This is a genomic window from Marinomonas sp. 63XJN7_7_ISO-PGPR-S23-202 (assembly GCF_056173505.1).
The window spans coordinates 2814106-2840676 of sequence record NZ_CM149677.1; the positions used below are offsets into that span (position 1 = coordinate 2814106).

Below are 26571 nucleotides of genomic sequence, written 5' to 3' on the forward strand. Positions count from 1 at the left end.
TCGCAACAGAGAGTTTACATGTCATTTGCTGAATTAGATCTTGATTTCACCATAGAGCAAGCCATTAGCGACTTGGGGTTTGAGTCCCCTACACCGATACAAGAACAAGCCATACCCATTGTGTTAGATGGATCCGATCTATTGGCAACGGCACCAACAGGAACGGGGAAAACCATTGCATTTTGTGCTCCTGCCATTCAACACATTCTTGACCGTGATGAACAGTCAACCACTGCGCCAAAAGTGTTGATTCTCGCGCCGAGCCGAGAATTGGCACGACAAATCTTTAATGTTGTGCAACAACTAACACAACACACTCGCATTGCCTCTCAATTGATTATTGGCGGCACGCCTTACGGCATGCAGCAGCAGCAACTAAGTGAACCTTGCGACATTTTAGTGGCAACACCGGGGCGATTGGTTGAATTAGATGACAAGCAATGGCTTGATTTAAGCGACGTCTCTTATTTTGTCATCGACGAAGCTGATCGAATGTTAGACATGGGGTTTGTTGATGCCATTAACCGCATTGCGAAAGAGCTCCCAAAAGAACACCAGACTTTAATGTTTTCCGCCACATTAGAAGGTGAAAAAATGGGACGCTTTGCCAGCGCCCTACTCGACGACGACACTCAACAATTACGCTTGGGCGAGTCCGCTCGCACAGTGCCAACACAAATTCGTCAAATTGCTTACCGTGTCGATGACGACACTCATAAGGAAGCGGTTTTAAAACACCTATTAACTCAAGAGCGCGTAAAACAAGCGGTTGTTTTTGTCGCCAATCGTGAGCATGTTGATGTTTGGGTACAACGCATTCGCAATATGGGATTCATGTGTGATGGCTTACATGGTGAGATGAAGCAAGGGGATCGTAGCGAGCATTTAAAGCAAATGAAACGTGGTCGATTACAGATTCTGGTTGCAACGGATGTGGCCTCACGGGGGATAGACCTTCCAGAAATCAACACCGTCATTAATTTAAGACTAGCACGCAAAGCGGATTCATATATTCATCGCGCTGGTCGAGCGTCACGGGAAGGTGCTCCAGGAGAATGCTACTCCCTAATCGACATAAACGATCTTCCGATGATTGAAAAGATTCAGCGTTTTATGCAAGCCAATATCAAATTTGGTCGTATTGAGGGTCTAGAACCCAAAACCAAAACACGCTCACAAGGCAATAGTAGGAAGAAAAAGAAAAAAACGGCTGCAAAAAAGTAAGATCACAGTCTTAAAAACACCCAGACTTTCAACCCCTGATATGACTAGGCGGCAAACCCGCCTAGATCATTAAAACATCAAGAGTTATCTAAAAAGTGTCACCAAAACCAAAACTCATCAATCAAACTTAAGCGTATGATGCTTGCGTCTCGCTTTCGTTTCTAAATACTGGCGATTATGTTGATTCATATGTACTTTTGTCGGAACCAACTCCACCACATCAATACCATGTTCCATCAATTGCTTTGCTTTATCTGGATTATTCGTTAATAAGCGCAGTTTCGTCACACCAACCACTTTCAACATCTCCGCTGCAATACCGAAATCTCGGCCATCCTCTGGTAGGTGGAGCATTTCATTGGCCTGATAGGTGTCATAACCTTGATCCTGCAAGGCATACGCATCGAGCTTTGAATAAAGTCCAATACCACGCCCCTCTTGGCGTAAATATAAAATGTAGCCCCCTTCCTGATTGATGCGATCAATGGCTTCATCAAGCTGCTCACCACAATCACAACGCCCCGACCCAAATACATCTCCCGTTAAACACTCGGAATGCAAGCGCACCAACGGAATATCGTTCTTTTCACTGCTTTTTCCTTCAAAAAAAATCCCTATATGCTCTTTACCAGAATCATCACCATCAAATGAGATGAACTCGGCCATCACATCGCCTGCACGGACAGGAATGACAACTCGCCGCTTCTCCGTCAATTTACTCATAATCTTTCTCTACTAGGGATTTTTAACTTTTCTAATTATAACGTCCCTTAATTTGGTCAAAAGCATAAATATCAACACTAAATGAGGAAATACCCTGCTAAATGATATGATTCAATGGCAAGGCCGTGCTCTCTTTTACACTACGCAATAAAAAACTTGATTGAACGCCAGTCACACCAGGAATACGAGTGAGCTTCCCCAATAAAAAATCATGGTACTTTTCCATGTCTTCCACCACGACTTCTAACAAGTAATCACAATTTTGCCCTGTAACCAAGTTGCAATTTTTCACCTCTGAAAAGAGATCCACCTGTTCCTCAAATACACTGAACCGATCTGGTGTATGTCGATCCATACTAATTTGCAAAAAAGCCGTTAATTTTAACCCTAAACTGGATCGCTTTAACAAAGTCACTTTGCGGTCTATGACGCCACTCTCTTCAAGCGCCTTCACCCGTCGCAGGCATGGAGAAGCAGACAAGCCAACACGATCGGCCAATTCTTGATTGGTTAAGCTAGAATCTTGCTGTAACTCTCGCAAAATACTTAAATCAATTTTATCAAACCGCATCTAACACCTACCTTTTGCTTAATTTTCAATAATTTTAGCAATATAATGCTAAAATTATCATTTTTCCTAGCAAAAAACGCAATCTTTTACTCAAGTTTTTTCGTTATGATAGTCATACTGAGAAAACAAATACGCACACTACAAAACAAGCGCCTTTACAAGACGCATTAATAATAAACGAGGTTTACCGACCTCCCATTTATAAGGACAAGATCATGTCGTCTTTTGACCATACAACGTTTAATCACAGAAAATACAAACCGTTTACGCCGGTTGCCATTGAAAACCGTACTTGGCCAGATAAAGTAATCACCAAGGCCCCTATTTGGTCGAGCGTAGACCTGCGTGATGGCAACCAAGCTTTGGTTGAGCCGATGACGGTGGAACAAAAGAAACAGTTCTTTGCCCTGCTTGTTGATGTGGGCTTTAAAGAAATAGAAGTAGGCTTTCCAGCCGCCTCTCAACTGGATTTTGACTTCGTTCGCTGGTTAATCGAAGAAGATCAAGTTCCAGACGATGTCTACATTCAAGTGCTAACGCAAGCGCGCCCCGAGCTTATTGCTCGCACCTACGAATCACTAAAAGGGGCGAAAAAAGCCATCGTCCATGTATACAACTCGACGTCCACGACACAACGCGAACAAGTCTTTCGCATGGACATGGAAGGCATTAAGCAAATCGCTGTTAATGGCGCGAAATGCGTTAAGGAACACGCCGAAAAATACCCTGAAACAGAGTGGGTGTTTCAATACTCTCCTGAGAGTTTCACAGGAACAGAAATTGACTATGCGGTAGAAGTTGTTGATGCGGTTACCGAAGTATGGCAGCCCACGCCAGAGCGTAAAATTATCATCAACCTTCCTGCGACAGTAGAGGTATCCACACCAAATCGTTACGCCGATCAAATTGAATACTTCTGTCGTCACGTGAAAAAACGTGACTGCATGATCGTTAGTCTACACACACACAATGACCGAGGCTGTGGTGTGGCTGCTGCCGAGCTTGGTGTCATGGCAGGAGCAGATCGTATAGAAGGCACGTTGCTAGGCAATGGTGAGCGTACGGGCAATATGGATATCGTCACCATGGCGATGAACATCTACAGCCAAGGAGTCGACCCTGAATTAGCACTTGGCGACATGGATCGAATCATCAGTGTGGTTCAAGCATGCACCTTGCTACAGGTACACCCTCGTCACCCTTACGCAGGTGAATTAGTGTTTACCGCATTTTCCGGTTCTCACCAGGATGCTATTAAAAAATGTTTGGCGAATCAGACCGATGACAAACCTTGGGATGTAGCTTATCTACCCATTGATCCTCGTGATGTGGGCCGTAGCTACCAAGAAGTTATTCGCGTAAATAGCCAATCAGGCAAAGGTGGTGTGGCTTATACCTTAGAACAAGAATATGGCCTAGCTTTGCCGCGCTGGTTACAGGTAGAGTTCAGTCCGATTATCCAACAGTTTGCAGAACAGGATGGCGGCGTAGTAGACGCAGAATCCATGAAAGGCTTGTTCGAAACGCATTTTATGACCGGAACAACGCCATATAAGCTAGGCAAGTATGATCATAGCAAAGACGAAGTAGACACCATACACGCTGAACTTGTCGGTGCTGGCAGCAAAATAAACATTTCAGGCAAAGGCAATGGTGCGCTATCGGCCTTTGCTGAAGCTCTAGGCAAACATTTTAATGTTCGAGTCGATATTATCCAATATCAAGAGCATGCCTTAACCGTGGGCAGCGATTCACAAGCCATTGCCTATGTACAGACCAATATTGATGGTGATCGATTTAATGGTGTTGCCATCGACAACGACATTGTATCCGCTTCTATCCAAGCATTACTTGCAACAGTCAACCAAAAGTCGACTCAAAGCAAACAAGAGGCAGTGGCTTAACTTACCCAGTTAACCCTTTCTTCTTTGATAAAAAAACCGAAAGTCACATCTGTTACTTTCGGTTTTTTTATTCCTTTGGCGCACTTCTGCACCGCCCATCAAGGATCTGTAGCCGATTGCTTCGCCAACGTGGCATCTAGCGCAATTAACCTTCGACGCATATTGGCGATACGCTGTATGGTAAGCATTTTAGCCAATAAGACTTTTTGTTGAACTGGTTTGATCAAATAATCATCGCCCCCCACCGAAATGCTTTTTTCCACATCTTCCATTTCGGCGCTCGCACTCAGGAAAATAACAGGCACCCATTCGAGCCCCCGCTCCTGCTCAATTTGGCGAATTCTTTTCACTGCTTCAAAGCCGTTTACTTGCGGCATCTGAGCGTCCATTAATATCAAATCAATATCATTTTCATGGAGAGTATATTGCTCTATCGCTTCAATACCATTAGAGGCTTCGATACTATGATGCCCCAGTTTCGATACATGCAGCTTAAGCAGCAATCTATCCGTATTAGTATCATCAGCTATCAATACTTTCATCACAAATCAGCCAGCTTTTTTAACTCAGAACAAAACGTACTGTACTCTTGTTCTATAAGATCAATTAACTCAGTAACATGATCATCCATTCTTCGCTTCGAATCGGCTTCTAAGCGAGCGGCTAGGCCTGACAGCCGTTTTGCCCCCACATTCATCGCAATGGATTTCAGACTATGACTGACGGCGTAAAGGGTATCCAAATCCGGCGAAAGACGATGATGTTTTAATATATTGACAATGGAAAGAGAGTCTTCGTAAAAGGTATCAATAAGTATTTGTAAATCCTCTCCTAAAACGCTTTTTAGTTCCATCAGTACACTCACATCAATACACGGCTCTGAGACTAAATGATCGAGCACTTCCTCCTCCGGCCTTGCCATCACATCTGATGAAGACTTAACCAATAAATGCTTTACCAACACAACTTCTAAATCGGCTTGTTTGAATGGCTTCGCAATAAAACCATCACCACCTGCTTGATAAACTTCATTGGACCTTTCTACCATCGCATCTGCCGTTAAAGCGTATATAGGAACGCGCTTGGACATCAGCCTTTTTTCAGCTTGTCGAATCGCGCGCATAGCAGAAAACCCATCCATCACCGGCATATGTAAATCCATCAAAATTAAGTCTGGCTGTTCAGAGGACCATTTTTCTACCCCCACTTCTCCATTTTTAGCCTCGATCATCTCGACGCCCAACTTATTGAGCATTCCTCGCGCAACGACCCTATTGGCGGCCATATCCTCTACCACCAATACTCGACCACCGTATTGCTTTGCAGCAGTGGGCAACGAATCTTTACTGCTTGTAACGTCCCAATAGGAAAACTGTTTACCCAAAACGGTACTGTTTAGTGCCAAGGCAAGCCCTTCACATAACACTCTAACGTTAAGCGGTTTTGTTAAGCACACATTCACTCCCGCTTCAGTCAAGTCATTCTGGCTAAAGCGGCCCGCTGAGGTAGATATTAATATTGCAGGAGAATGTAATTGTTTAGTATGCTCTCTAATCAAGCGAGACAAGTCCAGTCCATTCAAATCGGGCATTTGATAGTCTAAAATAATAGCATCGTAAGGCCGCTGACTTACATAAGCATCGAGCCATTTGTCAAAAGCTGATCTGGCATTTTGATCCACATCGCACACCATACCTAACTCTCGTAACTGATTAGATAGAATGGTTAAATTTGACACATTATCGTCAACGAGCAATATTTTACTCCGCCCCACCAAAGACAAAGGGAGCACTGTCTCTTCCGCTTTATGAATCGCGTAACTTTCCACCAAAGGCACATGTACCACAAAAGTAGAACCAACTCCTTCTTTACTTTCCAGCTCTATCGAGCCATCCATTAACTCAACCAACTGTTTTGTGATTGCCAACCCTAATCCGGTCCCTCCAAAACGGCGCGTAGTTGAGGTATCCGCTTGGGTAAACGCCTTAAATAAAAACGCTTGAGCCCCATCAGGAATCCCAATCCCCGTATCTTGAACTTCAATAGAGACATTCACATTGCCCTGTTGATTTGACTCACATGACACACGCACCACTACCTGACCTTCATGAGTGAATTTCACCGCATTACTAATCAAGTTAATCAGAATTTGGCGCATGCGAAATGAGTCACCAATAAAATGTTTTGGCATCTGTACAGGGTACTCAACCAAAAGGTCAACCCCCTTTTCTTCCGCTTTGATCAACAGTAAGCTAATGACACCAAAAATTTTCTTTTCTAAGTCAAATTCTACTTTCTCCATGGTCAACTGACCGGACTCTATTTTAGAGAAATCCAATATGTCATTGATAAGCCTTAGCAAGCTTTCTCCAGACTCTCGAAGAATATCCACTTGCATACGCTGCTCATCCGTTAGATAAGAAGATTGCAACAACTCAGCCACCCCAAGAATGCCATTTAAAGGGGTTCTGATCTCATGACTCATGGTCGCAAGAAAATCACTTTTCGCCTGATTCGCCATTTGCGCTTGATGGCTGGCTTTCTTTAATACCTCTTCCGCCTCTTTGCGAGAGGTAATATCAAAATTCACGCCAGTAATACGAGAAACAATGCCTTTTTTATCGTATTCAATTATGCCTGTGGCCTTTATATAGCGAATTTGACCATCAGGCCGAATAATACGAAAGTCCGTATCTAAATGTTCTTTTTTTCGATAGGACTCACCAAGGGCATGGTAAAGTAACGGCGCATCATCTGGGTGCATCAAACTCAGCCAACCCCAAAAGGGATCAATATCCTCACCTTTATTAAGGCCAAATATTTTCCACATCCAATCATCCCAGATGACTTTATTGGTGCGTGTGTCCCAGGACCAGACACCGATGCCAGCAGAATTAGCCGCCAGAGAAAAACGCTGATTCACTGTCAACACTTCATTCTCAGACTTAATTCTTTCCGTAATATCATTGATATGAACAATGTAGCCATTTAAACTACCATCTGTCTTTTTAAGAGAACTACCAAAGGTTTCAGAGGCAAAGATACGGCCATATTTGTCTTTATAATCCACATAAATTTTAGGCTGTTCAGCCTTTTTTTTATAGAATTTGCCAAGCCAAATAAAATCCTCTTCCTTCGCATAAAGCTGGCGCGTTGAACAGCCAATAATCTCCTCTTCCAAGTAACCAAACAATCGAGAAAAAGCAGGGTTTATCATCCGAATGGTTCTTGTATTATCATAGAAAGCAATCGCTGTAGGAGCATCCATAAACAAAGATTCGAAAATTAATTTCTGTTCTAAAATAACGGTTTCCGACTCTATTTGTTTTGTCTTATCCTGAAAAGTAATCACCGCCCCACCAACTTCATGATCATTTCTTTTTAAGGAAACACAACTGAACTCGACAGCAAAAGGTCCTTGTTTACCCCAAATGAACTCATTGTCTGAATGGGAGCTTACCCCTGTTTCTAAGGTATTTCGGACGGAACAATTTTCTACTAAATTGGGCGTCCCATCGGGAGCGGTATGATGTAAAAAGGCATGATGATGTTGGCCCAACAACTCATGTTGACTATACTGAGTTAAGCGACAGGCTGCTGAATTGGCAAAAGAGATATTACCGTCAGAGTCTAAGCCCAACACCCCTTCCTGGAGAGAATCCAATAATAGGCGATTGCGATATTCTGACTCTTTTAGGCTTTCAAGCGCTCGGTTTCGGTAGATCTCATAGCCTATCCACTGCCCTAATAATTTGATGAGTTCGATCTCATCCTCTTCGTAAGGTACATCTTTAGGATAAGTGCTAGAAAAATTGAGCGTTCCCCATACCTCACCGCCAACCCTAATAACAATACCTATGTAGGCTTCTAAAACGAAATATTGATAATAAGAAGGCGGTTTAATGTGTTTTTTATTATTATGAAAATATGTTGGCTCCTCACTATTAAGCGTATATACACAGTAGGTTTCTTGTAAATCAAACACCATGCCAGCCGACAGTTTATTATCAGGAGATTGGCAATACTGTATCGTGTACTTTCCCCCTTCAACATGGCTCACAATACCAAGGGGCAAAGCATATTGTTCGCACCCTATCTCCAACATTTTCTGTATTTTTTCATCCGTAGACAACGACTCATTGTTGGTAACACTGTGCAGCGCCTTCAGCGTAGCCTGAGTGCGCCTTAATGCCGTAATATTTTGGGAAAATAAATAAAAACCATCTTGTTTTCCCTCAAAATAACGAGGCGCTATTCTAACCTTAATAGTAATTTTTTCGTTATTAGAACCGTGATAGGAGCTATATTCAAAGTTCGATTCATTACCTTCCACAATATCTGATATTCTACCTTCAAGAGACTGATAAAAGCTTTCTCCCATCAGCTCTTTAATAGTTAAACCGATCACATCAATGTTTCGGTTTTTAAAAATTCTTTCATGGGATTTGTTAGCATACACACACTTTAGATCGTTATCATAAGCAGCGAGGAAATCAGGAGACATATTGCATAAAGCGATATAATCATACTCATTATGAGCCAGAGAAATATCGCCTTGACCTTTTTTATCGAGCAAAGGAGTAGGTTTGTCTACAGGTTTATTGTTCAGCAGGCTCGTTAAAATAGTCAGAATAGGAGAAAGAGAATCGAAAAACGTTTGATCGAATGAAAGAGAAGTATCCAGACTCACGACACATAATAGCGCGTCTACCTGATTGTCTACACAAACCCGCTCTATCAGCAAAGAGCTATGGGTTAAAAAATGCATTAACGATGCTTGTTGTAGAAAATCAGGTAACCCTTCTTTGTCGACGATTTTTTCGATGGCCAAACGATCCGCCATGAAGTGATGACGGATTGGCTGAGCGAGCAACAAAAAGCGCTCTTTATCTTGCTCATTAGACAGTAAGCAATCATCCTGAAAAATTAACCCAGTATAAGAGCAAGTAAACAACCTATCGACAACAGAAAGAGTCGCAATTAACGACTGCTTGACACTCTCTATTTGCTGTAAAGCAGTCAAAGAACCTAACATAAATAAAAATACCTTTTCATAATGTAGCTTTACAGCAAATCAGCATAAGGTGAGCTTATTGTTCCTTAACAACCCACTTCCTAGGGCAGCAGCTTATCCAACAAGGCACAATCCCCCATCCTGTCACGATTCGCTTTCACTTTTTCTAAAATTTTCTGAGCAACTTGTTTTTGTCTTTCAGATACATATTTAGAACTCACTGTGTCTTGAATGCCTTTCAAGTATAGGTTTAATTTCGGAGTGCAGTCATCTTTCGTGGCAAACACGCTGGAAGAGGAAAAAACAAGAGTTGTAGTCATTACAATAAGAGGTAATTTCAAAGACATAATTCCTACTTAGTCAAACAGAACGATATAAGATAAAATTAGACCACACCCCCCCGATAAATAAAACACATGCTCTTTCTTTACTTATCTATAAGGATGATCCACCTTCTCCTCAAACCAACTTGTTAGCATTCTTTCTCCTTTTTTATTTTGCACAACGATATTCCAGAGCCGCCTATCAAACTAATAAAAAAACCTAACACATTGAAAATAAATGAAATTTCATAAAACCCTCTAACACTCAGTTGGTGCAAAACAATCGACAAACGAACCATTTAGGTGCACACATTTTCTTCATCAAAAACCCATTGTAATCAAAAAAAAATCATGTAATATTCGCATTTCAGTCATAATATTGACTAATTGGTTATATTTTAAACACCGCTCACTATTGCACTCATGGAGACGCTAATGCGTAAACTACTTTTAGGACTAGGGTTAGCTGCCGCAGCAACGACAACTCTTGCCGCCGATTATTCTGATAATATTCACAAAAATGACTATTCTTGGAGACAGTTCAACCTGATGTATGCATCAAAAGAGCTACCAGGTAAAAACAGCCATGACTACATGGAAATGGAATTTGGTGGACGCTCAGGTATTGTTGATCTTTACGGATACATTGATGTATTCAACCTGACCAACAGCAAAAGCAGCGATAAATACGGTCAAGATAAACTCTTCATGAAGATTGCACCACGCTTCTCTTTGGATGCGATGACAGGCAAAGATCTTTCTATTGGTCCAGTTAAAGAATGGTATATTTCTACTCTATTTAGCATGGACGGTGGTCACGATACCAACACTGGAAATGCCACTAATAATGCGTTTGTTGGTATTGGCGCAGATGTTGAGGTGCCTTGGTTGGGCAAAACTGGTGTAAACCTTTACAAACTTTATGATATGACTAACCATCGTCAAGATTGGAATGGTTACCAATTATCGGCAAACTGGTTCAAACCTTTTATGACGTTTGATAATGGTTCTTTTATCGCTTACCAAGGTTACTTTGATTACCAATTCGGCATGGACAAAAAATACGCCACCTCTTCTACCGGCTTCGATAATTTCAACGGTATTTACTGGCATTCTAAGCGTTATGCAGTAGGCTACGGTTTGAAATACTTCAATAACGTATACGGCATAGAAAACGGCTCATATGGTGGTTTAAAAACAACAGGTTTTGGTCAATATTTTGACGTATCTTATAAATTCTAAGACACCGTCTTATTAGCTTACACATAAAAATCCCCGCACAAGACGGGGATTTTTTTTAGCCGCAAAATTAGTCTATTTTTATTACGATAAGGCAATCACCTGATCACAAGTGTGTCGAATCATATCAGGATCATGACTCACTAATAGCACACTACAGTCTTGCTCCCTTGCTAATTCCACCAACAACATGGTCACTTCTTTTGCGGTAATCGGATCCAATCGTGAAGTAGGCTCATCTGCAAATAAAAAGACAGGGTCTAGCAACAAAGCTCGAAGAATCGCAAAGCGCTGTAACTCCCCTCCTGATACCTCAAGACAAGTGCGTTCTAGTATTTCTTGCGACAGGCTCAGTCGAGCCATAAGCGGTCTAATTCGCGCTTGATCTACCCCATGCAAACCAATCAAGTCATCTAACAAAGTAGACAGCGAGACACTTCCTGAAAAGGCTGATGGAGGATCTTGATACAACTTCAACCATTGATGTGGTTTTGCTTTTTTGTCAAAACGCTCAATAGATCCAGCCTCTAATGGCAGCAGCCCAAGCAACGCATCACCTAATGAGCTCTTACCGCAGCCACTGTCCCCTACTACGCCCACAACTTCACCTTTTGATATTGTAAACGACAAATCCTCAATAATCGTCTTACCACCACGTACTAAGCGAAGCGTCTCTGCCTGCATTATCCTATCGGACTTAGCATAATGACTTGGGTCACGATCTACCACAGGCCACTCGCTCGGCTGAGCCTGCAATAATAATTTAGTGAATTCAGCTTGTGGATTAGAAAGCACCTGCTCGACGGTACCCGACTCCACCAGTTGCCCATCTTTGATCACCATGATGTCACCACCCAGTTGCTTAGCAACATGAACATCATGGGTAATGGTTAATAAACCGCCACCTTGTGATTTATCCTGTAGAAGACGAATGACCTCTTCTCGACGACTAACGTCCAACCCTTTAGTCGGTTCGTCTGCTAGGATCAATGAAGCACCACCCGCTGTCGCAGCAACAATCGCTAGGCGCTGAGCCATACCACCCGATAATTCATCTGGCAGCTTATCCGTGCTCTTTTCCAAACCAAGAGAGGTCAAAGCCTCCATCGCACTGCTGTTTGCAGTGTGTTTTGCTTGCCCCACAACCCATTGATACACATCACGGACCTGTCTCTGAGCGTTCATTAATGGATCAAGGGCATGCCATGGCTCTTGGGGTAACATCACTAATTCTTTTCCCCACATAGCACGGCATTCTTGTTTCGTCAGGGCCTTTGCAAAAATACTCACCTTACCTTTAATTGTGAGAGAATCCGGCAAAAGCCCCATGATTGCCTGAGCCAGCAAACTTTTTCCCGACCCCGTTTGTCCAAGAATCGTCAACGGGCGATCTTGGTGTAAGTTAAAAGTTAACGGAGAGACTAAACAACTCGCCTTTGAGTAGACACTTAGTTGATCCACTGAAATAAGAGGATTCATGATGATTTCCTTCCCAACAAATGAAAACCCAGCACCAACAAAGCGATAGCAATAAGCGGTTCAGCAAGCAACCAAGGTGCATCAGAGTAGTAAGGGAACAACTCCACCATCATTAATCCCAACTCCGCTAAAGGCGGCTGCATACCAACATACACAAAACCCAGAGACGCCATGGTTAAAATGGCCGTTGCACAACCAAAGGTCGCTAGAGTGAATACAGAAGGGGCGATAGCAGGCCAAATATGTCGTTTAAACAGATACCAACGGCCAAAGCCCATCATCTGTGAAGATTGCATAGCAGGGGAATCCACTGTTGCTTTGGTAATAGCTCGCACGACACGAAAATATTCAACCCATTGAACCAATGATATAGCCAAATACAGAACAAAAAACGACCCTGGAACAATAGCTGCGAATAGCAAGACAATGACAAGTCCGGGTAAAGCTAATAGGATATTCACAAAAACATTGAGCACCGCATCAACTTTTTTCCCCGACCAAGCAGCCCACACACCAAGAAATACACCAATGACCGAAGACGTTACGACACACAGCACCCCTAACATAAAGGATAAACGAATCGCATCTGCCATTCGCGCTACCATGCTGCGACCAAAGTGATCCGTTCCTAACCAATGAGTCTCACTAGGAGGCGCTAGAATGGCATCCAGATCTTGATAAGCACCATCGTTGGGGGCTAGAGCGTTCCCGAATAGTGCAAAAGCCAACAACACAAGCAAGAGAAGCGCGCCACATTTTTGGCCTAGTGTGGCATGTTTTAACAATGACACCATCATGCTTGCCCCCTCGCTCGTGGATCTAATCGATAACAAATAAGATCCACAAAGGTATTCAACACCACAAACAAAATCCCCATTAACAAGGCGGCCCCTTGAATTACCGGAATATCACGGGCAAAAATCGCATGAGCCAAACCGTGACCAATTCCGGGCCAAGAAAACAAGGACTCAATCATCACTATCCCTTCGATCATCCCCACCAGCTGGATGCCTAAAAAGGCCACCACAGGCAAAGCAATATGACGCGCACCATGACGCAAAAAAGTCCGGCCTGACGACAAACCTTTGATCTGAGCAAAGCGATAAAAAGGCGCGTGAAAAGCTTTAATGGCGGCGTTTCTCACGACACGATTAGAGATAGCGGCCAAGGTAAAAGCCAGACTTAACGCAGGCAATACGATATGTTCTGGCGAGCCAAACCCTGCCACAGGCAACCAATTCCAATGAATAGAAAACACCAGAATAAAAATTAACCCCACCACAAACACTGGCATGGCCCTTACTGCCGTCGAAAATACCACAATACCTTGATCGACCTTTTTACCAAAAGCCGCCCCCAGCAAACCTAAGGGAATGGCAATAAAGAAGGACAAGAGCAGTGCCACTGAAGCCAATACTAAAGAGTGCCCCAACATATGCTGTAATATTTGCCACACTGGCTCATCACTGACTAAAGAGCGCCCCAAATTACCTTGCACCAGTTCTTTCAACCAAGAAAAATACGCAACAAAGGCTCCTTGATCTAAATTCAGCTCCTGACGAACCAAATCCGCAGCGTCACTGCTCACATTATCTTGCCCATAACGACTAGCGGCGATCCGGTAGGCCATATCACCCGGCAAAGCTCGCATCAAGATAAAAGTCAGCGTTCCTACTCCCCAAATCACGGACAATAATTGAAACAGCCGAGGAAAGAATATTTTTTTCATCGTGCGACAAACACCATGTCATTTAGATAAAAAGTACGTTCGAAAGGATCAAAATGAAAACCTTTTACCCGATTATTTACCGCAGTATGTTGCTTATAAAATGCCACAGGAATCACTGGCCGATCTTGGTAAATGACCTGGGCAACATGCTGCGCTAATTGGCGGCGAATTTTTTTATCCGTTACTGATTGCAATGTTACGAGGTCTCGATCAACCGATTCGTCATTCCAATTCATCGCCCCCCAATCGCCGCCAGTGCGATCATAATCACTTAACATCACCCCTAACGGGTCGGGGACAAAACCATAGTTACGCGCCATCAAGGCGACTTGCAAAGATCCATCTTGATGACCAGCGGGGATCGCACTAGAGTTACTCATATTCACCTTTAACTTCACGCCAATTTTCGCCCACTGAGCTTGAATGGCGGTGGCAACAGTGATCAACTCTGGGCGATCCGCATAAGTAATTAACGTCAACTCAAAAGGCTTACCGTCGCGCTCTAAAACACCATCTTGATTAAGATGCCAGCCTAATGATGTCAACAGTTTTTGCGCTTTCACTACTGGCTGTTTAGGTGCTTTGATATTGGGTAAATGCCAGTCGGCAAATGAGGCGGGTAATAATTGTTCGGTTTGTGATCCAGGAGAACGAAGCACTGCATTCGCAATACCGCGACGATTGATTGCCAAACTCAGAGCTTGTCTAGCACGAACATCATTAAGAGATGGATAACCACTATTCAGCTTTAAAACAATTGTCCGTGGCAGAGCATCATCAAATACAGACACATTAGGAAGACGCTGCAGCATAGGAATACTTGCCGGATCGACACCAAACACAATGTCTGCCTGACCACTTCGTGCTTGCAGCACACGGCTTTCTGCGCGATGCCCCGTCAAATAGCTCGCAAAAGGAATGCTCGCCTTCTTCCCCCAATAACCAGCAAACTTTTTCACCACCAGTTTATGGGGCGGCGCATATTGGAAAAGCTCATAAGGCCCAGTACCAGACATAGCTAAGACATTACCCGTTCTCCCATAGCTATCTGGCGACAGAATGCTATTAGCGTAATTTGCTAACACAGCCCCTAATAAGGTGTAAGGTCGAGTAAGCTGTATCTCAACTTCGTCCTTGCTCAAAGCATGAATGTTACTTATAGGTGCCTTTGCTAGAGTGCCATGCTTACCCATGGCAATCGATAAACTCTTCACAACGGCATTCGCATCTAGAGGTTGCCCGTCATGAAAAACCACTCCCTTTCTTAGCTTAAAACGCCACGCTAGGCCATCATCACTCACCTGCCATTGGGTGGCTAATTCTGGAATCAAATGACCTTGATTATCGACACCTAACAAGGTTTCTAACACTTGCATACGAGTGTAGATGTAGCCATTTTTGGAGGGATCTAGACTCGTAAACTCAAATGGGCCACTGATAGAAAGAGTATTTTGTGAGGTAGGTTTTGGGTTGTCGGCGGCTACCGCAGAAGCGGTCATTGTGATGAGGAGATTTAACAGTAAAAAAAACCTTGTCGGTCGCCCAAAAAGACGTAGAAAACTTTGCATTATTTATCATCCTTACTATAAAAATAGGTTATTACATCGCCCAGAGCAGGCAATGAGTCCTTTAGAAGCATTTTAAAAACGTTATGATATATCATAACCAAAATATGCATCAACCATTCAATGCAATCTAATTACACAATATTTATAAAAACTATACTTTAGAAAAACGGGTTGCTCATCAAACCACATGTAAATGATGCATAAAAAAGATCCCCAGTCATTGGATGGTCCAACTACTGGGGATCTCTTCAGAATACCTAGTGTTTTTTTGTTTTACACATCAGACAAGTACTAATTTTGCACTTTAAACACACGCTCTCTGACTCGCTCCAAACGTTTCAAAATCGAATCAAGACGATTTGGCTCCATCATAAACTCTTGAAACCCTTTCATACCTTCTCGTGCCATTGCCGGATCGGTATCACGGTCATAAAACTGTGAGGTGCCAGAAGCCGCTTTGAGCATTTTCTCCCCTTCATTTAAGAATACATCATTAGGTGCATGGGCATCTTTATTGGTAGGAATCTGTAGTAACGCAGCATTAACCAGTGTCTGTGTGCTGGCACGCGCCATAAACTCTAAAAATTTCCGCGCATCTTTTTTGTTTTTCGCTTTACTCGGTATATTAACAGTATCCATTGGCGCTTCTTCCGCGTCAGGTACTTTAGGGTTAATGGTTGGGAACGGGAAGAAGCCCATTTTATTTTCAAGATTTTTGGGAAAGTTGGGCGTAATAAAATTCCCAATCAAATACATTGCCGCTTTACCGTTATACAAGAACGGCTGTGCCTCTTGCCATGAGTAAGCAGCATTATTCTTCAAGAAGTAACCCGGTTTTACTAACTGATCCCAGTACTCAAATACTTTTCTCACGCGCGGATCTGTATAGGCAATTTTGCCATCCATCAAATCCATATGAAATTTCAAGCCATTAATACGCAAATCGAGGTAGTCAAACCAACCAGCTGCAGGCCACAAGTACTTGGTTCCTATAGTAATTGGTGTAATATCATTGGCTTTCAATTTAGCATTGACGGCTAAAAATTCTTTCCAAGTCTTAGGGACTTTTAAGCCTAATTTCGCAAAAATATCTTTTCGATAATAAATCCCCCATTGATAATAAGTGTAAGGAATACCATACTGTTTATTATTGACCGTCATAGCGCTGACGGCAGAGGGCATCAATTTTTTAAGTCCTTCTTTTTTCCACATGCCACTGACATCTTCAAACAAACCCTTCTTCACAAAGGTCTTCATTCGGTTACCAGCATACCAAAACACCACATCTGGCGGACTGGTCACCAACCAGTTACGAATAGCGGTTTTATAACCCTCTTTATCATAGAGATTATACTGGACCTTAATATCGGGATTTTCCGCTTCAAACTTTTTAATCACTTCCGCAAAGGCTTTTTTCGGCGCAGGATCCGCCTGATCCGAGTTAATCACCAAGGTCCCTGCATGGGATAAAGACGCCGCGACAGACGCCAACGCCCCTATGCAAAACAAAGATAGTTTTTTCATATGATACATCCTCTTTTTGTTGTTATTGATGGAAACCAGTCTTATTGATTATCCGTTAAGTCACGTCGCCAAATAGCGACCCCTGCAGGTGGTAACGATTCACTGCCAATCAGAATCTGTGCATCATCGGGTTGATAATGGGCGGAGTGTTGTCCGTAGTTAAAAGCAAAGAGTAAAGGACCGCGCTCACGAATACGGACCCCTGTTGGTAAGTACTCTGTCGAGAGGCCAGCCTTTTCACTTAACTTCACAAGACAAGCTTTCAAAAGTGACTTATCTATACAGGAACCAAGATAGAAATGCTTATCACAACCCACTAAAACAGGTTGGCCAGTATGATCTTTTAACAGGCAAGGTAAATCCGTGGAAATTTGTTCATGCCAATAACACAACGAGCCCTCCCCCCAAAGACCAAAGACTGATGGTTTAGTGTGCTCTGGTAGCGCATCAACACGCTCAACCTTCAACGGCAATAGATTGGCCAGTGGACCTGGCGCTAAGTTATCTGGAATTTGATAGGTAGCGGTTTTGCTACCTGTGCGGGGACCTGCCAATAACACCCCTTGATAGCTATTTAATCTTGCTTGCAGGTCTTTAGAAATGTGCGCCTGAGCAGGAAGTACGAGTAATGGATAGGTATCTAAAGCTGCTTGGTTAGAAACAATATCAACCGACAAACCTAACTCACGCAGCGCTTCATAAACACGATAACACCAAGAAAGATAACGATAAGAACGGGATTGCGGCTGAATATCCAATGACCAACAAGCATCATAATCGAACATCAAGGCAACATTACCTGATTTAGGTAACGCCATTAATTCCTCGGCATTCAACCCTAGCACCTGTGATAAATCACACACCTCTTGCGCTACTTGAGCCGCTTCTTTAGCTGCTTCTGCCCCTTGACCATCGGGACGTAGCAAACCTGCATGCATTTGCTCTTGACCAAATGGCGCTTGTCGCCAACGAAAATAAGAGACCAGTTCAGCGCCATGAGAAAACGCTTCCCATGTCCATAGCCGTACCGCGCCTTCCGCTGGGGTCGGGTTATGAGGTGCCCAATTTACCGGGCCAGGTTGCTGCTCCATGATCCATAAACGCCCTTTGCCACAGCCACGATATAGATCATGGTGAAAAGCGCCAAAATCTGGGTGTCCTACTCGTAAGTAAATCTGCTTTTCTTCTTGGCTATAGATGGCCTCTTGATCCAGAAAGCCCAATGGATAAGTATCCCAACTGGCCACATCCAAATCTTGACCGACTTTATGATGATCAAAAGCCGTAAAAAAGCCCATGTAGTTATGCACTAAATCACGGCCTTTTGAATACTGACGTAGAATGTCCACCTGTAACTTATTAAACGCAACCACTTGATCAGAACAACAACGCTGAAAATCCAAACGATGGGAGGGGTTGGCTTCTGTCACCGTTAAATTCGGTAAGTCAACCTCTTCAAACGAACGGTAATCCATACTCCAAAAGACATTTCCCCAGGCAGTATTTAAGCGATCGATGGTGCCATATTTGTCTTTTAGCCAGAGACGAAACGCCATTAAATCCGCTTCTGCGTAACTCAGCACCGTATCATGACAACCATATTCATTATCCGTCTGCCAAGACACCACCGCAGGATGTTGGCCGTAACGTTCAGCCATTAAGGTTACCATTCGCCGACATTCGTCCCGATAATCAAGGCTGGCAAAGGTATAATGACGACGCGATCCGAAATGACGAATCCTGCCTTGCTCGTCTTTTGCCAACATAGACGGGTGGCGATCCACCAGCCATTTCGGCGGGGTTGCCGTTGGTGTCCCTAGAATCACCTTCAAACCATGCTCATGAAGAATATCTAATGCCTCATCCAACCATTCCCAATGCAACTCACCAGGTTCTGGCTCAATGGTACTCCAGCTAAATTCCCCAATACGCACATACTCAAGACCAATTTCTCGCATCTCTTGAGCATCTTGTTGCCAGCGACTTTTTGGCCAATGCTCCGGGTAATAACATACGCCTAACTTCATATTATGCTCCCGCAAATGGCTGACTTGGCGCGCCAGCTACATCCATTTCAATCGCTATCACATGACCTGACAGTGGTTGATTTGCCAATTGCTCAGCGGAGGTATCCACGCTAGCGGATGTGATAAACAAGGTTTTTCCTTCTGGCCCACCAAACACACACGAGGTCGGCTTGGCAAAAGGCAATTCAATGGTCTGCAACATCTCCCCTTCTGGGCTATAGCGCACAATACGAGCGCCATTCCAATTTGCATTCCAGAGACACCCTTCAAGATCAATACAAGAGCCATCGTTTCCAACCCCTTCTTTCACTTCGACAAAGGGCTTTTGTAGGCGAACATCATAAAACTCAGGGTAAGGATAAGCGTGAATTCGACGTGTCATTGTGTCGCCAAAGTAAAAGCGCCCACGCCCCTCATCCCAAGCGAACGTATTGCTGATACCAAGATTCTCCAGCATTAACGCTTTTTTGCCTTCAGGCGTAATTTTCCATAACCGCCCTGTCATTTGTTGCTCTAAATCATCCATCGTCCCTACCCACAACACACCGTCAGGGTCGCACTTAGCATCATTACTACGATTGCCAGGGAGGTCACTGTCTAAATCACACAAGTAATCCAACGTTGTGGTGGTTTTATCCAAATAAGCAACACCATCGGCCATTGCCACTAACAGCCGGTCACTTTGTGTGGTGAAAACCGCAGACACTTTCTTTGACAAGGTCCAATGCTCGTATCGATTATCCTCTTGATGCCAGCACCATACTTGGCAGGCAGGAATGTCGACCCAATACAAAGCTTGCTCCACTTCACTCCAAAAAGGCCCTTCTGCCAATTGATGACGCTGGGTACTAATCTGTTTCATTATTATTCTCCTTGTTATGACCTTTTCTTCTCTGGTCACTTACACAGATGTTTGTCTATAATCGTTCCAAGCTGCCACAAAGGCATCGGCATTGACTTTGGTCACCTCAACAGACTGACCTTTTTTGTATAAAGCCGACCCCAGACCAAACCCTTTTGCACCAACAGCAAAATAGTCTGGTACATTATCTGGTGTCACACCGCCAACAGGACATAACCAAACATCCTGTGGAATAACCGCCCCCAATGCCTTCACAACATTTATGTTGGGAAAAGCTTCCGCCGGAAATAATTTAACGGCATCCGCTCCCGCATGAAGTGCGGCAAAAGCTTCACTCGCCGTAAAAAAGCCAGGCATGGCATACAAGCCTGCGACTTTCGCAGCCTTAATCAATTCCACATCCGTATGGGGGCAGACCATCAACTTAGCGCCCGTAGCCACCAGTTCTGTCAATTGCACCATGGTTAAAACTGTACCCGCACCAATCAATGCCTGCTGACCAAAAGTGCGTTGCAATAAGCGAATGCTGGTAAAGGCATCCGGCGAGTTCAGTGGCACTTCGATCAATCGAAAACCAGAATCAATTAACACTTGAGTATGCTCAACCACTTCTTCTGGTTTAATGCCTCGTAAAATGGCAACCATAGGAAACTCAGCCATTAACTCATTAAAAGATGTGTTCATTACTTCTTTTCTCCTATTTGTTGCTCCTGACGCACTTGCTGGCGAGCCAAGCGTGTTAAACCACGAATACTCGCTTCACTGGCGTCCAAACATTGAGAAGCTACCTGATGAAACGACAGGGCGACTTGATATCGTTCGCAGAGATGTTCGCTACCAACAATCAACACGCTGCTGATAGGTTGCGGTTGCGCAGCCAGCATATCGTTCACATCGTGACCGATAACAATGCCAGAGAGATAATCTCGCACCTGCTCTTCCGGTAAACGTCCACAAACAGAGTCACTGCGAACACTAAACAGATGATGCAATAAGCCACCCGCTTGCTGACTGGCTAATAGACCTTGTTGAAAGCCTTCTTTATTAAGGGAACCCTGCTTAGGCAATCCCTTCACCAAACTGGACTCATTGTTCAGTCGCGCAAACATTTCCCCCGAAAAACTGGTCGAAAACTGAGTTACCTCCCCTTTCAACAGGGGTACCCATTTACTATGGGTGCCTGGTAAACAACACAACACAGCTTGATCCGCTTGACCTTGTTCATACAGCCAATCCATCGCCCCTAACAGCTGGGTTTCCTCACCGCGCATCACATCGAAATGCCCACTGATACCAATCCCTTGAAGCCCTGGTACAATGGCTACCTCACAAGGCAAATGACTATCAAGCCAACACAAGTGCTCAGCAAGTGTGTCGAGTTGCATCGGACAAACTTGGTAAGGCACCTCTTGCCAGCCTCCACGACTGCCCACCATGCCTGCCATATAAATAGGCACATCAGGGTGCAACCAATCGCCTAAAAAATCCTGTAGAACAGATTCAAACTCGTCGCTATTGAGGGTTAGCATGCCTCGATCACTGCTTCTCTGGGCGTGGATATGTCCAGTTTGATCCATTAGAAAAGCACGTAAATTGGTCGTTCCCCAATCCACAGCGATACACAAAGGCACAAAAGGATCTGAGTCAAACACTGGACGAGTCTGTGTCATCACAAACGCCCTCCGTCAACAACAAGACTTTGTCCTGAAATCATACGACTGTTGTCAGACCCCAAAAACAACACTAGATCCGCCACATCTTCTGGCTCAATTTTTTCCTTAAGAGCTTGCTGAACCATTAGTTCTGCTTCTGCTTCTGGAGTCAGCCAAAGACGCTTTTGTTTTTCCGTCATCACCCACCCCGGCAAGACCGTATTAACCCGAATTTTTTGCCCGCCAAGTTCTCGAGCCAAGCCTTTGGTTAAACCAGAAATCCCGGCTTTGGCCGTGACATAACCTGGGTAACCAGACAAGCCCAACATCCAAGAGTTAGAACTCATATTAATAATGCTACCGCCCCCAGCTTCAGCCATAGCAGGAGCGACTACTTGAGCCGTGAAGAAGTGAGGCTTTAAATTGACCGACATACATTGATCAAACTGCTCTGAACTAAAATCTTGCAGACTATGGCGCTGATCGTTGGCGGCGTTGTTGACGAGAAGACGAATCGCTCCCCAATCGGCTATCCGCTCTCTAATCGTACTTTTCAGAGTCTCAATGTCCGTTAAATCCACTCCGCTAAAATGTGTTTTCAGCCCTTTGCTGTTTAGCTCTTCCGACAAGGCTTTGCCTGCGATTTGATCAATATCAAAAAAACTCACCAAGCAACCTTGTTGTGCTAACGCACGAACCAATGCCTCACCTATCCCCGATGCGCCCCCCGTCACCAAAGCATGACGCCCCGACAAACTGGGGTACTGAGGATAAGCTTGAGTCGAATTCAGATGGTTCTGGTTATTATTTTTATTGTTTGACATTAATGAGACTCCCTACTCACTTTTGAGCCACTATTACCGACTAAGAAATCCAAGTCAGCACCTTCATCCGCTTGCATTACATGGTCAATGTACAACTTGGCATAACCACGGTGATATTGGCTCTCTTCTGGTTGCCATGCGGCTTTGCGACTCGCCATTTCCTCCGCGCTGATATGCAGATGCAGACCACGACCTGCCACATCTAACGTAATTTCATCGCCATTTTGAACCAAGGCCAATGGTCCGCCCATGGTCGACTCCGGCGCTACATGCAAAACCACCGTACCAAACGCAGTACCACTCATACGCGCGTCACTAATACGCACCATGTCCGTGACACCTTGTTCTAATAATTTACTGGGCAATGCCATGTTGCCGACCTCTGGCATACCTGGGTAGCCTTTTGGCCCACAACCTTTCAGAACCAGAAGGGAATCTTTGTCGACCGCTAACTCAGGAGAATCGATACGAGCTTTGTAGTCTTCAATGTTTTCAAACACCACAGCTTTACCTGTGTGCTGTAACAATTCAGGGGTCGCAGCGCTGGGTTTAATAATCGCCCCTTGCGGTGACAGATTCCCCCGCAAAACAGCAATCCCCGCATTGCTTCTAAGCGGTTTATCAAGGGGGCGAATCACCTCATCGTTGAAACACTCCGCACCAGAGGTAATTTCACCTAAACTTGCACCACAGACCGTATTGGCCGACATATCAAACAGGTGACTTAAACGTTGAATTAACGCAGGAAAACCACCAGCATAATGAAAATCTTCCATTAAAAAGCGACCCGATGGCATTAGGTCCACCAAACAAGGCATCTCGGCACCGATGCGATCCCAGTCATCGAGAGTCAGTTTCACCCCCAAACGACCGGCGATTGCGAGCAAGTGCACCACCGCATTGGTGGAGCCACCAATGGCCGCATTGGCTCGAATGGCATTTTCAAACGCCGCCTTCGTCAAAATATCAGAGGGTTTTAGATCTTCTTTGACCATCTCAACAACTCGACCGCCAGTTAAATGCGCCAATGCCTGACGGCGCGCATCCACAGCTGGCAAGGTGCCATTTTCAGGTAAGGACATTCCCAGTGCTTCCACCAAACACGCCATGGTCGAGGCAGTGCCCATGGTCATACAAGTACCACGGGAGCGAGACATACTGGATTCCGCTCTCATAAATTCATCTAGGCTCATTTTTCCACCACGAACCGCTTCGCTGAATTTCCACACATCCGTGCCAGACCCAATGTCTTTGCCTCGATATTTACCGTTTAACATGGGGCCAGATGAGACAATAATGGTCGGTAAATCCACTGAGCAAGCGCCCATTAATTGCGCTGGCGTGGTTTTGTCACAGCCACCTAAAAGCACCACACCGTCCATTCCATAGGCGCGCATGGATTCTTCTACGTCCATACTCATCAAGTTACGAAACAACATGGCAGTGGGTTTCATTTGTGTTTCGCCAAGGGACATTACCGGGAATTCAAGAGGCACTCCCCCCGCCTCCCATACCCCTCGTTTTACGTACTCAGCTAATTCACGAAGGTGGGCATTACAAGGCGTCAACTCACTCCAAGAATTGCAAATGCCAATCACAGGACGACCATCAAAACTGTGGTCTGGCAACCCCTGATTTTTCATCCAGCTGCGATGAATAAAACCGTCCTTATCTAACTTGCCATACCATTGTTGGCTACGGAGTGGTTTTTTCTCGCCATTGACTGGTTGACTATCCTTTTTGTCTTTCTTAGCATCGGTCATTTACTGAGCCTCCAAACGGGATACAGCGCGAATAGACAGCATTAATAAGGATTCTGGATCCAATATCGGTAATTGCAGTCCTAATTGACTTAACGTCGCGCCATTTAAAATAAGGTCGTTTTTCCACCACGCAGGTAAAGCTTTCATCAAGTGCCCAGGTAATGGACTGTGTTCCAATACACTGATTTGATAGTTCTGCCCAGCTTCTAGCCCGGGTAAACGAACGGGTAAGGTTTGCGCCTGTTTCGGCATCGTCAATTGGCTATAAACCAATAGACCCTCTTGACCATCCTCACTCAACGCCCATTGGGCTTGTGCTCGACCATCGGCGCTGGGTAAACGCCAATTACGGCCTGAATGCAGAACTGGACGATAGGCTTTATAATGAGAGATCCAACGGGCAATGGTCGCTTTTTGCTCAGCATTAGCATCCAACAAATTCCACTCAATACCCAAATGCCCCAACATGGCGGTACCCGCACGAAACGCCACATCGTGGATGCGATTTGTGGTATGACTTTGATCCGGCCCGATATGTGAGCCCATCACTTCAGGCGGGAAAAAATAACTAAAACCGCGCTGAATACCGTGGCGCTCAAAAGCATCATTACAGTCAGATGCCCAGAAACGCTTAGTAAAGTTCAAAATACCGAAATCCACGCGAGCGCCACCGGATGAGCAACTTTCAATTTCTAAATTTGGAAACGCAGTATTTAATTCACCAAGCAAACGATACAAAGCAACAACCTGTTCATAGGCTTGGGGGCGGATCTCACCACCAGGTTGGGTGTAATCTCGGTTCATATCCCATTTAATGTAATCAATTGGATAGTCCTTTAATAAGCTAAACAGGCGTTCTCGTAGGTAGTCATACACTTCTGGTTTGGCTAAGTTCAATACCAGTTGATGGCGAGCGAGAACCGCATCGTATTGTGGCAGTTGCAAAACCCACTCTGGATGGGAGCGATAAAGGTCGGAATCGGGATTCACCATTTCTGGCTCAAACCACAAACCAAACTCCATGCCCAGTCCTTTGACATGATTGATTAACGGCGTCAGACCATTAGGGTATTTTTCCTGATCAACAAACCAATCCCCTAGTGCTGCTTGATCATTACTGCGCCCTCGAAACCATCCATCATCTAAGATATAGCGTTCAACACCAACATGAGCAGCACTATCAGCGAGGGCCTTTAAGCGCGTTATGTCATGGTCAAAATAAAAAGCTTCCCAGGTATTAATATGCACCGGACGGGGCTTGCTTAGCACGAGTCGCTCTCTAGCATGTTGATGAAATACTTGACTCATCATATTGAGTCCTGCACAACTGTAACTGGCTAATAACTCTGGGGTACTGATCGATTGGTTGGAACTTAGCACGATCTCATCAGGTAAATAGAGTGCCTCCGCTTGCAAATACCGATGGCCTTCCATGGTGTAATCTGCTTTAAGCCGATGGTTGCCACTCCACGCTAAGTGCGCACCAATCAGCTCCCCCTGCTCTTCACTAAAACCCTGCTCGCCCAGAATCACACTCGGAAAATTAGCATGAGAGTTACGACCATGACGGTTCTCTTGCAACCAAGTACTTTGCCACTCACTTCGTTGTTGTTGAAATTCTTGGCACCAACGGCCATAAAAACTCATCATTTGGGTAAAATGTGGTGGCATTGGCAGGGTGCAGGCAAGACGATGAACGGTAATATCCCCTTGTCCCTGATTCGTCAGTGTCAACTGATGCCGTAACAGCCCAGATGGTTGCAAACCAATAGACAAGGCCACCGCAAGCTGAGCCTGGGTGTCTTCCAACTCAATCAAAAAACCATCCGTTTGCTGATGAACGTTTGACAGTGACCAACACATTGCCCAAGCGGGCCGATCCACTGCGCTGGCTTCTACCCCAGGAGATTGCAACCACCCCCGGCCTGCTTCAGGAATCAAACTCATTGGAGCGGGTACGTCCAGGGATGCCTGCTGAGTTGCTTGCTGCTGAGACCAATAAAGACTGTTTAAGTGAGTGTCTTTTGGTAAAGCTCGTCCAAAGTAGAGCAATTCTGGCGCGCCATCTTGTGGGCAAGCAATCACCAACGTTTGATTCTGTCTATCCTGACGATACAGAGCAATATTGTGTGTATTTTTCATCAC

At 44.5% G+C, this 26571-nt stretch carries 20 protein-coding genes; 3 read left to right on the forward strand and 17 right to left on the reverse strand.

What is annotated here, in order from left to right; all coding sequences use genetic code 11:
- Positions 1 to 18: 18 nt before the first annotated feature.
- Complete coding sequence (locus AC0VYG_RS13065) at positions 19 to 1224, forward strand: DEAD/DEAH box helicase (RefSeq protein ID WP_475428435.1); 1206 nt, start codon at positions 19 to 21, stop codon at positions 1222 to 1224.
- Between the two features lie 117 nt (positions 1225 to 1341).
- Here AC0VYG_RS13065 and ribA read toward each other — a convergent pair whose 3' ends face one another.
- Together ribA and AC0VYG_RS13075 are read right to left on the reverse strand one after the other, a co-directional pair.
- Entirely contained in the window at positions 1342 to 1947 is a 606-nt protein-coding gene (gene ribA, locus AC0VYG_RS13070) for a GTP cyclohydrolase II (protein ID WP_475428436.1), read from the reverse strand.
- A gap of 97 nt (positions 1948 to 2044) precedes the next feature.
- Positions 2045 to 2518, reverse strand: coding sequence for an Lrp/AsnC family transcriptional regulator (locus tag AC0VYG_RS13075; protein WP_067014653.1), 474 nt, complete (start codon positions 2516 to 2518; stop codon positions 2045 to 2047).
- Positions 2519 to 2733: 215 nt separating this feature from the next.
- Between AC0VYG_RS13075 and leuA the strand changes: the two genes are divergently transcribed.
- Positions 2734 to 4422, forward strand: a complete 1689-nt coding sequence (gene leuA, locus AC0VYG_RS13080; RefSeq protein WP_475428437.1) for a 2-isopropylmalate synthase — start codon at positions 2734 to 2736, stop codon at positions 4420 to 4422.
- A gap of 98 nt (positions 4423 to 4520) precedes the next feature.
- Here leuA and AC0VYG_RS13085 read toward each other — a convergent pair whose 3' ends face one another.
- The 3 genes from AC0VYG_RS13085 to AC0VYG_RS13095 form a co-directional block, all read right to left on the reverse strand.
- Positions 4521 to 4964 carry a response regulator gene (locus AC0VYG_RS13085; RefSeq protein ID WP_475428438.1) on the reverse strand — a complete coding sequence of 148 codons (444 nt, stop codon included), beginning with the start codon at positions 4962 to 4964 and terminating at the stop codon, positions 4521 to 4523.
- Complete coding sequence (locus AC0VYG_RS13090; RefSeq protein WP_475449858.1) at positions 4964 to 9457, reverse strand: response regulator; 4494 nt, start codon at positions 9455 to 9457, stop codon at positions 4964 to 4966. The genes AC0VYG_RS13085 and AC0VYG_RS13090 overlap by 1 nt, the downstream gene beginning before the upstream one ends.
- A gap of 80 nt (positions 9458 to 9537) precedes the next feature.
- The gene (locus AC0VYG_RS13095) at positions 9538 to 9783 is read right to left on the reverse strand and encodes a hypothetical protein (protein ID WP_475428440.1); all 246 of its coding nucleotides are present in this window, start codon (positions 9781 to 9783) and stop codon (positions 9538 to 9540) included.
- A gap of 411 nt (positions 9784 to 10194) precedes the next feature.
- Between AC0VYG_RS13095 and AC0VYG_RS13100 the strand changes: the two genes are divergently transcribed.
- Positions 10195 to 11001: a nucleoside-specific channel-forming Tsx family protein gene (locus AC0VYG_RS13100; protein ID WP_475428441.1), complete on the forward strand. Its 807-nt coding sequence runs from the start codon at positions 10195 to 10197 to the stop codon at positions 10999 to 11001.
- Between the two features lie 81 nt (positions 11002 to 11082).
- Here the strand turns inward: AC0VYG_RS13100 and AC0VYG_RS13105 are convergent, their stop codons facing one another.
- From AC0VYG_RS13105 to AC0VYG_RS13160, 12 genes are all read right to left on the reverse strand, one after another.
- Positions 11083 to 12477, reverse strand: coding sequence for an ABC transporter ATP-binding protein (locus AC0VYG_RS13105; RefSeq protein ID WP_475428442.1), 1395 nt, complete (start codon positions 12475 to 12477; stop codon positions 11083 to 11085).
- The gene (locus AC0VYG_RS13110) at positions 12474 to 13274 is read right to left on the reverse strand and encodes an ABC transporter permease (protein ID WP_475428443.1); all 801 of its coding nucleotides are present in this window, start codon (positions 13272 to 13274) and stop codon (positions 12474 to 12476) included. The genes AC0VYG_RS13105 and AC0VYG_RS13110 overlap by 4 nt, the downstream gene beginning before the upstream one ends.
- Complete coding sequence (locus AC0VYG_RS13115; protein ID WP_475428444.1) at positions 13271 to 14206, reverse strand: ABC transporter permease; 936 nt, start codon at positions 14204 to 14206, stop codon at positions 13271 to 13273. Before AC0VYG_RS13115 ends, AC0VYG_RS13110 begins: the two co-directional genes overlap by 4 nt.
- Positions 14203 to 15774, reverse strand: a complete 1572-nt coding sequence (locus AC0VYG_RS13120; RefSeq protein WP_475428445.1) for an ABC transporter substrate-binding protein — start codon at positions 15772 to 15774, stop codon at positions 14203 to 14205. The genes AC0VYG_RS13115 and AC0VYG_RS13120 overlap by 4 nt, the downstream gene beginning before the upstream one ends.
- 291 nt (positions 15775 to 16065) lie before the next feature.
- Complete coding sequence (locus tag AC0VYG_RS13125) at positions 16066 to 17298, reverse strand: ABC transporter substrate-binding protein (protein ID WP_067014680.1); 1233 nt, start codon at positions 17296 to 17298, stop codon at positions 16066 to 16068.
- Positions 17299 to 17339: 41 nt separating this feature from the next.
- Positions 17340 to 19325 carry a beta-galactosidase gene (locus AC0VYG_RS13130; RefSeq protein WP_475428446.1) on the reverse strand — a complete coding sequence of 662 codons (1986 nt, stop codon included), beginning with the start codon at positions 19323 to 19325 and terminating at the stop codon, positions 17340 to 17342.
- Position 19326: 1 nt separating this feature from the next.
- The gene (locus AC0VYG_RS13135; RefSeq protein WP_475428447.1) at positions 19327 to 20187 is read right to left on the reverse strand and encodes an SMP-30/gluconolactonase/LRE family protein; all 861 of its coding nucleotides are present in this window, start codon (positions 20185 to 20187) and stop codon (positions 19327 to 19329) included.
- A 39-nt stretch (positions 20188 to 20226) separates the two neighbouring features.
- Positions 20227 to 20871, reverse strand: coding sequence for a 2-dehydro-3-deoxy-6-phosphogalactonate aldolase (locus tag AC0VYG_RS13140; RefSeq protein WP_475428448.1), 645 nt, complete (start codon positions 20869 to 20871; stop codon positions 20227 to 20229).
- Positions 20871 to 21857: a 2-dehydro-3-deoxygalactonokinase gene (locus tag AC0VYG_RS13145; RefSeq protein ID WP_475432543.1), complete on the reverse strand. Its 987-nt coding sequence runs from the start codon at positions 21855 to 21857 to the stop codon at positions 20871 to 20873. The genes AC0VYG_RS13140 and AC0VYG_RS13145 overlap by 1 nt, the downstream gene beginning before the upstream one ends.
- On the reverse strand, positions 21857 to 22663 hold the full coding sequence (locus AC0VYG_RS13150) for an SDR family NAD(P)-dependent oxidoreductase (protein WP_475428449.1): 807 nt from the start codon (positions 22661 to 22663) through the stop codon (positions 21857 to 21859). Before AC0VYG_RS13150 ends, AC0VYG_RS13145 begins: the two co-directional genes overlap by 1 nt.
- Positions 22663 to 24426: an IlvD/Edd family dehydratase gene (locus AC0VYG_RS13155; protein WP_475428450.1), complete on the reverse strand. Its 1764-nt coding sequence runs from the start codon at positions 24424 to 24426 to the stop codon at positions 22663 to 22665. The genes AC0VYG_RS13150 and AC0VYG_RS13155 overlap by 1 nt, the downstream gene beginning before the upstream one ends.
- Complete coding sequence (locus AC0VYG_RS13160; RefSeq protein ID WP_475428451.1) at positions 24427 to 26568, reverse strand: alpha-galactosidase; 2142 nt, start codon at positions 26566 to 26568, stop codon at positions 24427 to 24429.
- Positions 26569 to 26571 lie beyond the last annotated feature (3 nt).